Origin of the sequence: Myroides sp. C4067 (genome assembly GCF_038039665.1) — a bacterium.
GTDB classification, from domain to species: Bacteria; Bacteroidota; Bacteroidia; order Flavobacteriales; family Flavobacteriaceae; genus Flavobacterium; species Flavobacterium odoratimimum.
This window is the reverse complement of sequence record NZ_JBBPHJ010000005.1, coordinates 178260-193901: the sequence shown is the minus strand read 5'-3', so window position 1 is coordinate 193901 and position 15642 is coordinate 178260. Positions and strand designations below refer to the sequence as shown.

Annotated in this window: 7 protein-coding genes; all 7 read right to left on the bottom strand. The window is 35.8% G+C overall.

Annotation, left to right across the window (positions count from 1 at the left end; all coding sequences use genetic code 11):
• Positions 1-45: 45 nt before the first annotated feature.
• The 7 genes from sov to AABL87_RS05405 all read right to left on the bottom strand — a co-directional run bounded on the left by sov (position 46) and on the right by AABL87_RS05405 (position 15633).
• Entirely contained in the window at positions 46-7545 is a 7500-nt protein-coding gene (gene sov, locus AABL87_RS05435; RefSeq protein WP_006257353.1) for a T9SS outer membrane translocon Sov/SprA, read from the bottom strand.
• 3 nt (positions 7546-7548) lie between these two features.
• Positions 7549-8130: a Holliday junction branch migration protein RuvA gene (gene ruvA, locus AABL87_RS05430; RefSeq protein WP_006257354.1), complete on the bottom strand. Its 582-nt coding sequence runs from the start codon at positions 8128-8130 to the stop codon at positions 7549-7551.
• 95 nt (positions 8131-8225) lie between these two features.
• Complete coding sequence (locus AABL87_RS05425; protein WP_006257355.1) at positions 8226-10505, bottom strand: NADP-dependent malic enzyme; 2280 nt, start codon at positions 10503-10505, stop codon at positions 8226-8228.
• A 64-nt stretch (positions 10506-10569) separates the two neighbouring features.
• On the bottom strand, positions 10570-11496 hold the full coding sequence (queG, locus tag AABL87_RS05420) for a tRNA epoxyqueuosine(34) reductase QueG (RefSeq protein WP_006257356.1): 927 nt from the start codon (positions 11494-11496) through the stop codon (positions 10570-10572).
• Between the two features lie 19 nt (positions 11497-11515).
• Positions 11516-12544, bottom strand: coding sequence for a Holliday junction branch migration DNA helicase RuvB (gene ruvB, locus AABL87_RS05415; protein WP_006262802.1), 1029 nt, complete (start codon positions 12542-12544; stop codon positions 11516-11518).
• A 90-nt stretch (positions 12545-12634) separates the two neighbouring features.
• Positions 12635-14437 (bottom strand): cytochrome c oxidase subunit I, encoded by a 1803-nt coding sequence (locus AABL87_RS05410; RefSeq protein ID WP_006257358.1) that lies wholly within the window; start codon positions 14435-14437, stop codon positions 12635-12637.
• A gap of 29 nt (positions 14438-14466) precedes the next feature.
• A complete protein-coding gene (locus AABL87_RS05405) occupies positions 14467-15633 on the bottom strand; it encodes a cytochrome c oxidase subunit II (RefSeq protein WP_006257359.1) in 1167 nt (388 codons plus the stop codon).
• Positions 15634-15642: the final 9 nt, after the last annotated feature.

The following is a 15642-nucleotide window of genomic DNA, read 5'->3' as shown; positions in this document are numbered from 1 at the left end:
TTAGCAAATGTATAATATTATTACATAATGTGGAACCAATATCCGTTAATTTCCAAAATTATATCGCATTGTAAAACCTGCTCGAATATTCGTGATTGGATACATAGTCGAAATAACGGCTTTAGAGAATGAATGGTCATAGAAGAAGAGCGCTGTAAGGTTCTTACTCAACATATAGTCTGCTGACAATTTCAACGACCACATATTTTGTCCTCCACCAGTCTGGCTATTTCCATAGTCTAGATAGCGCACTACCGTCTCTCTCTTCGTCAATGTGAAGTCTGCCTTAATATTAATATCACTAGCGATTCTTCCTCCCATTCCATTGTTAGCATACATCGAGTTAAACCCTACGTCTTTGACACGGTACCCCAATCCTAATACAAAGTCATTCCCATTCGTCTCTGTCAATAAATTATTGTCAAAGCTCAACGATAGCATTCTATCTTTTCTCATCTCTAAAGACATTCTGATCGAAGATTTTGTCTCCACTTCAAAACGGATTAAAGGATTAAACTGCTCAAATAATGTAGCATTGTTTACAACATATTCACTAGGGTAATTACCATATTTATTTACTTCATTCGGAGCTTTATAATACTCCGTATTATAACTGTAAGACCCCAATGTATAAGAGGCTCTATATCCATGGTTAATAGAGAAGTTCTTGAAATTATCTTTAAACCATCCTATTCTCATCAGTCCTCTGTACTTCAAGTTCCAGTTAGGCAAAGGCATTCCTTTAAACAAACCTGTCGAAACCTTATTCGCATCTTTACCTGTATACGCCGCCACAAAAGATGGTAATAATACAGACTGACTTCCTTTACTATACCCGATAGGGAATCCTTCTCTATCTAAGTTGGCAGGATTGGTAATATCAATACCACGCTCTACAGCTAATCTATTTGCTACGATAATACGATTATCCAACATTCTGTCAAAAGTAGCTGAACTCATTAAATCACTACTAGAGAAAGCTGTACTTAACATCACCGTAGACATACTGAAGTTTCCATAACTATAAGGTGCTTGTCCTATATACTCATTGTTCTCTACCACGAATTGTTCTGAATAGTTATCAGACTTCATACGTTCAGCATAAAGATCAATAGTCAAGTCAGGTATTAAAGATATTGAAGCATTCAGGTTAAGTGTCTTATTACTAATCGTAGTATAAGGTTGATTCATCTCTGGGTAATCTGTTAAATACCCTTTACGAGCAGCATCATATCTAATATCTGCTTGATTACCGAATACGAACCCTAAATCAGGTTTAGACGTACCAAAGAAACCTACAGTAGGTAAGAAACCTGGTAACATCGTACCACTATTCTCAGAATAATTAATCTGGATATTCTTTACAGATGTTAATACTCCTATTAATAAATCTTTCGTAGCAGTACCAAATGCAGATGGCTCCCCTTTCTCCTTCTTGTCTTTTTTCTTAGTATCTTCTTTCGCTTGTACTACTTTCTGTCCAGGAACGATAGTTGCTTTTTTCGCTTTAGAAGGCGTTCTTCTGCGATCAGAGCTTTTCACCAACCCTAAATAACGATACAAAGTCTCCATACCTAAAGTAGTATTCAGACGTTGTGTTCTCGCATTCTGAATCGTGTTCCCCAAAGAATAATTAATACCGTCTATGTCAATATTAGAATAAGCGTCTGATGCACGTTGCCAGTTAAAGCTACCTGTATAAGCATAGTTAGAACGGATAAAAGACAATACTGGAATCTTACTAAAAGGCAATTCATAATTCACTGTTAACTGCTGTGTAAACTGATTAGGCTCACCAATATTAAAGTAATCATCCCATATTGTATTCGTATTATCTACGATTCCATTTACACTGTCATAATAGTTTCGAACGATATTATTACTACCTCCGATATAACTTAGACGAAGAGATTTAGTCAAGTCAAAATTGAATCCAAAGTTATAGTTAAAGAAATAATTTCTTCTATACAATGGATCTAAACCTATCCCTTCTACATCTATTAGTCTAAACTCTTGTCTATTATACTGACGCATAATATTAGAACTAAACGATATATTAGTCGGTAGATAATTAAAGTTAAAGTCTCTCAATAGTCCCCAATATTGCCCTTTCATAAAACCGATGTTTTTAAAAGGCTCTACAGACTTCGTTTCGAAAGCATAAGTATAATCAAGTGATGATCTCACTTGTTGTTCTAACATTGACTCTATTTCAAAATCGTGGTGTCTCACCTCATTATACGAGTGAGATACTGTAATATTCTCTATATCATAGATACGATTCTTTTGTTCTGGTCCTCTCTGCTTATTAACACCAATAAAGTTTATACTCTTACGCTTCGTGTAGTCCATCGCTCTCTTCTCAGCCTCTTCTGCCTCAGCTGATGTCTTCGCTCCAGACTTGATATAACTAAGCTTTAAATCAGGATTCATCGGATCGTACTCAGGCGTAATAAACTCTTCACTGATAGCATAATTAAATGGCAGTGTGATTCCCCAACGTTTAGGTAACAGTTGTCCTAAGTTTACGTTAGTCATTACACTGTACGACTTTCTATCTTCACGACTACGGTCATGAGGCCCTTGTTCTAATCCACCAAAACCAATAGTAGACTTCATCCCTGTCAAAGAGATATTAGCAAAGTCTGCTATATTAGCATCAACTGTAGCTGTAGCTGCCCATCCTCCTTTATTATCCATATCTGACATACGTAATTCATCAAACCAGAACTCTCCTGATAAGGCTTCTGCTCCTGGCGAGATATTACGTATCCCTATCATCATCATCCTTACTTTTCCAAAGTTTGGATTCCCTTTTATACCAAGTCTTACTTTATTAGGCTTATCTCCAGCACTTGGATTTAACTCCTCTTCATTTACATAAAATATCTTAGAACTGTCAAAACCAGGACGAGATACTTCTCCCATCTTCATCACTTTTAACTTTGCAAGTAAGTCTATAGGAAGATTTAGTTCATTCTCTTCCGGCCAAATCGCATCAGGGTTAGTTTCTCCACCATTTGTTATTTTTAATGGTATCTCTACTTCATAGAAGTTCTCAATAACATCACTACCTATACGGATGAATGCTGCCATCTCATAATCTTGTAAACGTCTCGATGCGCCACCTTCTAAAGACTCTCCATGGATAAACATTCTCAGTTTTTTATACTGACGCATGTCTACATTAAAGATCTTAAATACTCCTCTAGCATCATTCGAAAGTAAACCTGAAGGATAAGCATTTAAATCTTTTGGATATATCTTTAATGAAAGTGATTGTTCATTCTGATTAATCAATGTATTATTCATATAAACCTGTTCTCTTCTTACTCCAGGAGGAGTTACGTAAGGAATAGGTTTACGATCATAATTATCTGTTAGATTCACAGAAGATACATCTATTCCTGTATTAGAGTATTTCTCATCATTAGTCCCTGAATTATCTTCTATGAGGTTTCTGTCATATCGCTTCCAATCCGATCGAACTAAGTTTAAAGTTCCAAAACGAAGTGTTACTTGTTTCTCGAAACCTGTAAGATACATTCTCATAAACTTCATTGATCTCGTATCTTCTATAGCTCCTACTTTTTTCCCTTTAGTATCAATTGGGATTTTGTACTGAATCCATCTTACATCAGATACAGATCCATCAGGTAACTGTACTTTAGTTTCTCTGACATCTGTAACATATTTATCACCTACTATAGTGTTAGGCTTCACTTTTACCTTATACTCAAAGTATGCATCAATAGTATTCATGGTATTATCCCCATCAATATCTTCTGCATCAGGCTGATTATTTCCTGCTCTCCCACCGCCTGCTGGGCTATTATTTTCTAAACCATTATAATCTCTATAACGCTCTAATATTCCACCTTGAGCATCTAAATAATGTACAAAGTTATCTGCTGCTGGATCACTAAATCCTGCAAAATCTTTAAAGAAAGCTCTTTCTTCTTCATCATTTAAACCATCAAGTCCAACGTCTTGTAACCTTCTATTCTCTGCATTATTATCAAATGCATAAACTAATGAAGGAGCTGAAGGTACTTTCCCCCAAACAGTATTAATCGTTGTTACTGCATTAGCTCCTGTATCAGGTAGTCCATTCTCATACTGCTTATGTCCATCTCTCAAAATATCTTCAGAGATAAAACCTAAGTTTAATCTAAGCTCTCCTGTATTCTGAACAGTTAATGCATCACCACTCTTTCCTACATACGGATCCATTACCCAAAACTCTACAAACTCAATATTCGCTTGTTCAAAGTTCGTAGTCGTTAAACCACGCATAATACCTGCCCAGTTTTTTCTAGGTGTTAAAGAGCGAGGGTTCGTTAGATAACTTCTATTAAAATTATAAGGTCCTCTCTCCTCTGGATAATAAGTCAAGTCTAGTGTATTAATCACTCGACTCTCTCCATAAGCAATATCTTTGTCAGGGAATAACTCTTCACTGTAAATCCTACGTGTTCTATTAGATGATAAATCATACTCACTTACCCCATCTGGTTTGCTCCCTACATAAAATGTTGGATCAATAGAATACCATGACATCTTAGATCTTCTATATCCATCCTCTAGAGAATATGCTGGCAAAGCTACATCCACCTTATCTCTATCACTATCTATTTCATTCAATCCATGGAATCCTACTGGTACACTCGATAACTTCCATGAGAGAGGGGACTTAACATCAATAATAGATTGCATTCCTTCAAAATCATCAATGTAAGAAGTTGCTTCACCATTCATCTGATCTAATTTAGAGGAACCTGGTTTTAAATAAGCAAATTCTCCTCTAAACGAAACTCTAGATTCTACATCTGTATCTATATTAGGTAACTTATTAACCATTCTAGTTAAGAAAGGTACTTCAGTAGAATACTGTGCATTCAATCCCCAGATTGTATTATTCACAGCTTCTTGACCATAACTCGACTTATGAGTAAATGGACGTTCTGACATCTGTAAGAATGTACCTCCTAATATAAAGTCTTTGCTAAACTTATGTTCTACGTGCATTCCGAAGAAACGCTTAGTCTGCTGACCAAACATCGTATTATTCTCTACAGAAACTTCGATCGGTGTATTAGATGCTTGTAGTCCTGGATCTAATATCATCACTCGACCTCTACTGTAATCTACTGTATAATCTACTCCTTCTACTAATACCCTACCTGCTGCTCTTACAATAACTGATCCTGGAGCGACATTAAATGATCCAATAGGAATACCTTCTCCCATTGAACTAGAGAATTTCCCTTTTAACTGGAATTTATTCTTCTCATTTTGGCTTCGTAGAGCTTCTGCTTTAGTAGTACGATACATACTTCTAAAGACATACTTTGATTGGTTTTTATTATATGAACTAGATTCGTTATAATCTTCACTTAACTGATTAGCCGAAAGCTTTTTAAATAAGTGCTCTCCAAAAGGCTCAACAGTCGTAAAAATAATACGACCATACATTGGGTCTATCGTAATCCCATCAAATGTATTGCTGTTGTATTGGTTATTATTATTTCCGTATCCTCCACTGTTGCCATACCCTCCATTATTCCCGTATCCGCCGTTATTTCCAAAACCACCATTGTTTCCAAAGCCTCCATTATTACCGCCATATCCTCCATTACCACCATAGCCACCATTGTTATTATTACCATAACCATTATTCATATTACCTGCATTAGTAGGATCAAACGTGTTTTGCATTCCTCCATTAGGCAAAAAGTCAAAGAAACCATCTCCCCCTTGCTGAGGGTCATTCGTATAATTCAATCGGTCTAAATGGAATACTTTTAATAATGGTGTGCGCTCTACATCTGGAGGCAATGGCTTCCCATCCACAGAACTAATATAATTCAGTGGACTCGGATCTGTATAAAGAATATTGAATCTAAACTTATCTTGTGAGATATACATCGCATTCGGAATCTGATAGATATTCTTCATCATCAGTTTCCATACTGGCTGCCCTACTAAAGTAAAATTACTTTTTAATAGCTTCAGAATAAGCGATTGACTCTGTGGCACATCTGGGTTTGCCTCATCTACACCAGGAGGCAATACCGTCATACCTCCATCTGTACCAAACTCCCCCACTTGATATATCTTATCTCCAATAGAGTACTGGAACGCTACAGCAAGAACTTCATCATTAGAAAGTTTTTGTTGTAATGATATGTATCCTAACTGAGGATGGAATGTAAACTCATTGGCACTTAACTTACGTGCTCCCTCTAAACGTACAAAATCTCGTCCTTCTTGTACAGATACATTAAATCCACTTGCACCTGATGTGTTTAATCGAATAGAGGAATTTAAATAATTACCCCCAATGTTTCCTGGGTCATATTGGTTATTCGCATTATCAGGATATGCATTAGGCACTCCATTGATAGTAAAGAAATCAGGCTCAGGCTTAGAAACAACATCTGCATTAGGTCTTCCTAATTTATTCTGTCCTTCTCCTAAATCCTGTATAGCTATAATATTACGTGCATTATTACCTGTTTGATTAACGCGTCCATATCGATTCGTTATCCATACTTCTACACGGGTAATTCTTACTCTACTTTTTATAAAAGGATATTTCTCTAAAGCCTCATCATAGTTATTTCTAAAATAATGAGATAAAAAGAAGTGTCTATCCTCATCATAATCTAACGCATCTAATTCGAACTCTTCTAATGTTCCTGCACCGTCAGCACGAATAGAAGTCGTCTGAGACTTCTGCTCTGAGAATACTCCTGTAATAGTGGTTCTACCGAATTGTAATTCTGTCTTTACCCCAAATAAACTCTGTGCTCCTCTAACTAGCGAACCACTAATAGGCATACTTACATTACCTACTTCTACTTTACGTACGATATCATCTTCGTCTGGTGCGAAAGATAATTTCATCATATTCTGGAAGTCAAAAGTAGCCTGGGTATCATAATTAATATTCACAGCTAGTCTAGTACCTACCATTCCTTGTAATCCCATACTAATGCGTTGATTAAAATCAAACGCCATATTCTTACGATTACGCGTAGATACTACAGGGTTATCTTGTTTACTATAACGAACTCCCATATCAAACTCTACAGATCCTGTAGGTTTAACATCAATAGTATTCGATCCAAAAATAGTACTGAACAACTTCGAATTCACATAATAACGTGGTAACATATCACGCTTGATCTCTTCGTTCTCCTCACGTCCATGCATTACATTAAATCGCTGCTGAAAATACTTACGCAACTCTGCACGCATAATAAGCTCTTCAAACTCTTTACGAGTTAATACAAGAGGATAATTGACATTAAATCCGTCAAAGGTTTTAGTAAAGTAGTAACTATCCGTTAAAGGATCATAGGAGTATGCTTCCTTAATAAGATTAGGATCAGGTATGACAATTTTCCCAATATCATATTGAGTTTGTAAACTATCAGCTACTTGTTCATCTGGATCTTGAGCATACATCCCTTGTACGCTCAAAAAAAGAACAACTAGCCAAAAAAAAATTGACTTTGATATAGGAAATTGCCCCCTCAAAATTTATAAGTTTTTTAAAGCTTGCTTAATGATGAATTCAACAGATGCATCAGGTGTTTGCTTCATAATCTTATCAACAACTTTCTCAGCTGATTTACGTACAAAACCTAATACCTCTAAAGCTGATAACGCTTCATCTGCATTTGTATTGTTAATAACAGGAGAAACTTCATCAATATTATACAATTTTATTACCTTTTCTTGTAAGTCAAGTATAACACGCTGAGCAGTTTTAGCACCAATCCCTTTTACAGACTGGATTGTTTTTACATCAGCAGAAGCAATAGCTTGTAGAAGCTCTTTAGGAGCAATAGATGAAAGCATATTACGCGCAGTATTACCACCAATACCAGAAACTGATATCAATAGTTTAAATAATTCACGTTCTATTTTATCTATAAAACCGAACAGAGTATGTCCGTCTTCTTTTATTTGTAGGTAAGTATATAATCTCAAATTTTCTGAGGAACCAATTTGAGAAAAAGTATGCAGGGAAATATGGATAAGATATCCTACTCCCCCGCAATCTATTACCACTTCTGTGGCTGTTTTTTCTACTAGGCGTCCTTGAATATGTGCTATCATTATTATATCAAATTTTACTTCAAAAATAACAATAAATATTAACTATCTACTAACAAATAACTAATCGCACAACTACTATTCAGAGTACCAGTATATTATTTCTTTTTGCGATTCTCGCGTACTTGAGCATCTACTACAGCTACAGCTGTCATATTAACCATCTCATCAACACTAGCACCTAGTTGGAATACGTGAACAGCTTTATCTAAACCTAAAATAATAGGACCAATAGAAGTCGCTTTATTCAATTCTTTCAACATTTTATAAGTGATATTAGCAGAATCTAGGTTAGGAAAAATAAGTGTATTTACTTTCTTATCTACTAACTTAGAAAAAGGGAATTTCTTCTTCAACATTTCACTATTTAAAGCGAAGTCGATCTGAATTTCACCATCTACAATCATCTCTGGATGTTGATCATGTAAGATACTAACTGCCTCTTTCATTTTTGTTGGAGAAGCATTAGGTGCAGACCCAAAGTTAGCATATGATAACATTGCAACAACAGGTTCCATACCGAACATACGTACAGTCTTCTCTGTCATCACGGCTATTTTAGCTAAATCTTCAGCTGTAGGATCAGGGTTAATAGCAGTATCTGCTAAGAACATTGGTCCTCTCTTCGTCATCATTAAGTTCGTTGTAGCTACTCTGCTTACACCTTGCGCACGAGGTATTAATTCTAAGATAGGTTTAACTACATTAGGATAACTACGAGAATATCCTGTCAACATAGCATCTGCCTGCCCTTCATTCACTAACATAGATGCAAAGTAGTTTCTTTCTAACATTAGTTTACCTGCATCGTATAAAGTAACTCCTTTGCGCTTTCTAGTTGCCCAATAAGCATTAGCAAAAGCAGCTCTTCTTTCTTTTTGCTCATCAGACTTAGGATCAATAATTTCTACATCATCATTAAACTCTATTTCTTTCTTAAGCTCTTGAATAGTTTCTTTATCTCCTAATAAGATTGGAGTCACCATTCCTTCTTCATAAGCAATCTGAGCAGCTTTTAATACATCTAAATGGTCAGCTTCAGCATATACCACACGTTTTGGTTCAGTCTTAGCACGGTTGATTAACATACGTACTAATTTATTATCTGACCCCATTCTTTCTTCTAAAGAAGATTTATATTCTTCCCAATCTGTAATTGGAGCAAGTGCTATTCCACTTTCCATTGCTGCTTTAGCAACTGCAGGAGGAACAACAGATATCAATCTAGGGTCAAATGGTTTTGGGATAATATATTCTCTACCGAAAGTAAACTTAGTCTCTCCGTAAGCAATATTTACTTGCTCTGGCACTGGCTCTTTAGCTAACTTAGCCAAAGCTACTACAGCAGCCATCTTCATTTCTTCGTTAATCTTAGTAGCACGTACGTCTAATGCCCCTCTAAAGATATAAGGGAAACCTAATACGTTATTAACTTGGTTAGGGAAGTCAGAACGACCAGTAGCCATAATAACATCCTTACGTGTAGAAGTTGCAAGGTTATAGTCGATTTCAGGTCTTGGATTAGCCATCGCAAACACGATTGGGTTATCTGCCATCCCTAAAAGCATTTCTGGTTTTAATACATCCGCAGTAGACAATCCGATAAATACATCAGTCCCTTTTAAAGCATCTGCTAAAGAGATATCACTATCAACAGCAAACTCTCTTTGTAAATCTGAAATACGTGTATCGTCTTTCTTTAAAACACCTTTACTGTTAAACATTTTTATATTCTCTTGTTTAACACCAAAAGCTACATACAACTTAGCACATGCGATAGCAGCTGAACCTGCACCAGAAACTACCATCGTAATTTCTTCCATTTTCTTACCAGCTAACTCTACTGCATTTAGTAAAGCTGCTGCTGAGATAATAGCAGTACCATGTTGGTCATCGTGCATTACAGGAATATCTAACTCTTCTTTCAATCTTCTTTCAATTTCAAAAGATTCAGGAGCTTTGATATCCTCTAAGTTAATTCCTCCGAAAGTTGGAGAAATGTTTTTTACAGTTTCGATAAACTTATCTACATCAGTAGTATCTACTTCAATGTCAAAAACATCAATATCAGCAAAAATCTTAAACAGCAATCCTTTTCCTTCCATTACTGGCTTAGATGCTTCAGCTCCGATATCTCCAAGTCCTAGTACTGCAGTACCGTTAGAGATAACAGCAACTAAATTTCCTTTTGCTGTATATTTATATACATTATTTACATCGCTTGCAATTTCCAGACAAGGCTCTGCTACACCTGGTGAATATGCTAAGGCTAAGTCTCTTTGTGATGAATACTTCTTCGTAGGAACAACTTGTATCTTACCAGGCGTTGGTTCAGCATGGTATTTAAGTGCTTCTCTACGTAAACTATCTTTATTCATATATTTACATTTAACGTGATGAACAAAGATAACCTTTTTGTAATATAATTCGGATTTACGAAATTCACTCCCCTAAAAATTGCATATTTCGCAACAAGCCCTCATATTTCGTCCTTTTAATTGCAGATTTTTTAAAAATTTCATTAAAAGTCTCCTTCGTAAGTTCTTTCCATTCGTGCTTTGAATACTCTATTAACGCATTATTAGGAATAAATCTTTGCTCTTTATGGGGAGATGCAAAGCGATTCCACGGACAAACATCTTGACACACATCGCAACCAAACATCCAATTATCTAATTTCCCACTAAAGTCGGTTGGAATATCATCTTTCAATTCTATGGTGAGATATGAAATACATTTACTCCCGTTTACAATATGAGGACTTTCAATAGCTTCTGTAGGACAAGCATCTATACATTTAGTACACGTTCCACAATGATCAGTAGTAGGGCCGTCTTCTTCTAATTCTAAATCAATTATTAATTCAGCAATAAAAAAGAAAGAACCGCTTTTTCTATTAATCAAATTGTTATTCTTACCGACCCATCCCAAGCCAGCCTTAGCTGCCCAAGCTTTATCTAAGACTGGTGCAGAATCAACAAATACACGTCCATCTACAGCCCCTATTTCACTTTCTATAAAGTACAGAAGCTCTTTCAGCTTATCTTTTATCACATGGTGATAATCCTCTCCATAAGCATACTTAGATATTTTATAACTATCACTAATTTGTCTTTCTTCTGGGTAGTAATTTAAAGTTAATGACACAACGCTTTTCGCTCCTTCTACAAGTAATCTAGGATCAAGGCGTTTATCAAAATGATTCTCCATATAAGACATCTGCCCATGCATTTGTTTATTCAACCACTGCTCTAAACGAGGAGCCTCAACTTCTAAGAAATCCGCTTTAGAAATACCACAAGACGAAAAGCCAAGGCGTTTGGCCTCGGCTTTTATAATATTAGAATATTTACTTTTATTTTCAATCATTTAATCACTTCTATGACCACTACATATCAAAAAGCCCACCTTGTGGATGAATTCTTTCTCTACCTAAGTGTTTATAAGCTTTGTCAGTTACCTCACGCCCTCTTGGAGTTCGAACAATAAAACCTTCTTGAATTAAATAAGGCTCATAAACTTCCTCTATTGTTTCACCATTCTCAGAAACAGCAGTCGCTAAGGTAGATAATCCTACTGGTCCTCCCTTAAACTTATCAATAATCGTACTCAATATCTTATTATCCATTTCATCTAATCCAAAAGAATCTACATTCAATGAATTTAAGGCGTATTTAGAAATCTCGATATCAATATCACCATTCCCTTTTATCTGTGCGAAATCACGTACACGTCTCAACAATGCGTTTGCAATACGAGGTGTTCCTCTACTTCTTCCCGCTATTTCTATAGCAGCTTCTAGATCAATATGAACACCTAATATAGAAGCACTACGTTCAATAATAGTCGCTAATAGTTCCTTATTGTAATACTGAAGGCGACTTTGAATACCAAAACGAGCACGCATAGGTGAAGTCAATAAACCAGAACGAGTAGTCGCACCTACTAATGTAAAAGGATTTAAATGAATCTGAACCGTACGTGCATTCGGACCAGACTCTATCATAATATCAATCTTAAAGTCCTCCATAGCAGAATACAAATACTCTTCTACTATAGGGCTTAAACGATGAATCTCATCAATAAATAAAACATCACGTTCCTCAAGATTAGTTAATAATCCAGCTAAATCACCTGGTTTATCTAAAACTGGCCCAGAAGTGATCTTAATTCCCACATCAAGTTCATTAGCTAAAATATTAGCTAACGTAGTCTTACCAAGTCCTGGAGGTCCATGAAACAAAGTATGATCTAAAGCTTCTCCCCTTTGATTAGCAGCTTCAACGAAAATCTTTAAATTCTCTAATACCTGATCTTGCCCAGCAAAATCATCAAAAGACAGCGGGCGTAACTTCTTCTCAACATCTAATTCATCAGAAGAAAAGTGCTTATTAGTTGGGTTTAAATTCTCATTCATAGTACAAATATAATTCAAATATCAGAGTCTACACTAACAAAAAAAGTCATCCTTTCGGATGACTTTTTAATATCTATAAGAAATATAATCTTAGTGATGTAATTCCTCTTCACCTGCAACGAATGGCATGTTTTGAGGAGCGTAATCTTCTGGTAATCCAGGTTTACTATAGTCATAAGGCCATCTGTAAACAACTGGTAATTCTCCAGGCCAGTTACCATGAATATGTTCAACTGGTGTAGTCCACTCAAGAGAGTTACTTCTCCATGGGTTCTGAGTAGCTTTCTTACCATAGAAAATACTATAGAAGAAGTTCCATAAGAACACTAATTGGAAAGCAGATCCAACTAAAGCGAATACTGTAATTAACACGTTTACATCGTAGAACTCATCAAATAATGGGAATGCAGTATTTGAATAATAACGACGTGGTAAACCAGCTAATCCGATGAAGTGCATTGGGAAGAATACTCCGTAAGCACAAACTGCAGTTACCCAGAAATGGATATAACCTAAGTTTTTATTCATCATACGTCCGAACATTTTAGGGAACCAGTGGTAGATACCAGCAAACATTCCGTAAAGAGCAGAAATACCCATTACTAAGTGGAAGTGAGCAATAACGAAATATGTATCGTGAACGTTGATATCTAATGTTGAATCTCCTAAAATAATCCCTGTTAAACCTCCTGTAATAAACGTAGATACGAATCCAATACAGAATAACATTGCAGGGTTCATTTGGATATTACCACTCCAAATTGTAGTGATATAGTTGAATGCTTTTACTGCTGAAGGAATTGCAATCAACAATGTAGTAAATGTAAATACAGATCCTAAGAATGGGTTCATACCAGATACGAACATGTGGTGTCCCCATACAATTGTTGATAAGAAAGCAATACCTAAGATAGAAGCAATCATCGCACGGTAACCGAAAATTGGTTTACGAGCGTTACAAGCAATAATTTCTGACGTAATACCCATCGCTGGTAAAATTACGATATATACCTCAGGGTGACCTAAGAACCAGAATAAGTGCTCATATAATACAGGAGAACCTCCTTGGTAATGTAATACCTCTCCAGCTAAATAAATATCTGATAAGAAGAATGATGTTCCAAAACTTCTATCGAATAACAATAATAAAGCTGCTGATAATAAAACTGGGAATGATACGATACCAATAATAGCTGTAGTAAATAAAGCCCACACTGTTAATGGTAATCTTGTCATAGACATTCCTTTAGTTCTTAAGTTAATTACTGTAGCAACATAGTTTAACGATCCCATTAAAGAAGATGCGATAAAGATTGCCATAGATACTAACCATAATGTCATCCCCATTCCTGAACCAGGAATAGCCTGTGGTAATGCACTCAATGGAGGATATACTGTCCATCCAGAAGATGCTGGTCCTCCTTCTACAAATAATGAAATAATCATTAATACTGCAGAGATGAAGAATAACCAATAAGATAACATATTTAAGAATCCTGAAGCCATATCACGTGCTCCAATCTGCAATGGAATAAGTAAGTTCGAGAACGTACCACTTAATCCAGCAGTTAAAACGAAGAATACCATTATGGTACCGTGCATCGTTACTAGGGCAAGATAAGCATCATTTTTCATAACTCCATCAGGAGCCATTTTATCACCTAAAAACCATTTGAATACTGTGAAAGATTCTTCTGGCCAAGCAATTTGCATTCTAAATAACAGAGACATTCCAATCCCGATGATTCCCATAATAATACCTGTAATCAAGTATTGTTTAGCAATCATCTTGTGGTCTAAACTAAACACATATTTAGTAAAGAAGTTCCCTTTATCGTGATGATCATGATCATGTGAGTGATCGTGATTGTTTTCGTGTCCTTCTACTGACATAGTTATAGATTGATTTTAATATGTGAGTTTTATTTTCCTACTTGAGCGATAGCTTCAGTTTCAACTTCTTCAACTGCTGCAGGAACTTCCTCTACTGCTGGAGCAGGTGCGTTGCTAGCTTTTTCAGCAGCAACTTGCTCTTTTAATGTAGGAAGCTCTTTTAACCAAGATTCGAATTCTTCAGGAGTCTCTACAACAACTTTCATTTGCATGTTATAGTGAGAAGCTCCACAAATCTTATTACATAAAATTAAATAATCAAATGAATAAGGTTCTAATGCCTCTTCTCCTTTAGCGATTAACTCTTGGCTTCTTTCAGCTCTAATATCGTTAATATTACTAACTTTTTTTACAATCGCCTCACGCTCTCTCATTTCTGCTGTAGTAACAGTAGGAACGAAAGCAAACTGAGTAACCATACCAGGAACACAGTTCATTTGTGCTCTAAAGTGAGGTAAATAAGCTGAGTGAAGTACGTCTTGAGAACGGAATTTTAATACTACTTTTTTACCTTTTGGTAAGTGTAATTCTTTTGCCATTTTATCATCAGCAGCATTCGGGTCAGACATATCTACCCCAACTAAATTGATACCTTCTATAAAACGAACGTTAGCTTTACCTAAAGTGTTATCTGTTCCAGAGTAACGAACATCCCATCCGAATTGTTTAGCATATACTTCAACAATAAGAACGTCTTCTTCTTCATCTACAAACATAATATCATTCCAAGCAAATAATCCATAAAGAATTAAACCTGATAATGTAATTACAGGAATAATTGTCCAAAGAGCTTCTAACTTATCATTATCTGAATAGAAACGAGCTTTTCTACCGTTTATTCCACGTCCTTTGAATGCAAAGTAGTGTAATAAGAACTGAGTAAAAATTTGAACAACAAAAATTAACCCCATTGAGATCCACATTAAATTGTCAACCTCTTTTCCGTGCTCTGACGCAGGGTTATCCATCAAAGGAAAGCTTCCATACTCAACTAAACAGAATATAGTAAAGATATAGATGAATCCTAAGAAAGCGAAAGTCAAATAACCATTGATGTTATTATCCTTCTCATTAGCGATCTCTGTAGAAATATCATCAGGGTGAGAACCTACTTGAGTTAAATCAAATATTTTCGTCAATTGCCATACAGCAACTCCTAATAATACAACCGCAGCTAATATTAATAAACTTGTCATTTGTTTATT

Bases quoted from the DNA above. Each gene is read 5' to 3' on its own strand.
- ruvA (WP_006257354.1), bottom strand. From the start codon at position 8,130: ATGATAGCACATATTCAAGGACGCCTAGTAGAAAAAACAGCCACAGAA.
- AABL87_RS05425 (WP_006257355.1), bottom strand. From the start codon at position 10,505: ATGAATAAAGATAGTTTACGTAGAGAAGCACTTAAATACCATGCTGAA.
- queG (WP_006257356.1), bottom strand. From the start codon at position 11,496: ATGATTGAAAATAAAAGTAAATATTCTAATATTATAAAAGCCGAGGCC.
- ruvB (WP_006262802.1), bottom strand. From the start codon at position 12,544: ATGAATGAGAATTTAAACCCAACTAATAAGCACTTTTCTTCTGATGAA.
- AABL87_RS05410 (WP_006257358.1), bottom strand. From the start codon at position 14,437: ATGTCAGTAGAAGGACACGAAAACAATCACGATCACTCACATGATCAT.
- AABL87_RS05405 (WP_006257359.1), bottom strand. From the start codon at position 15,633: ATGACAAGTTTATTAATATTAGCTGCGGTTGTATTATTAGGAGTTGCT.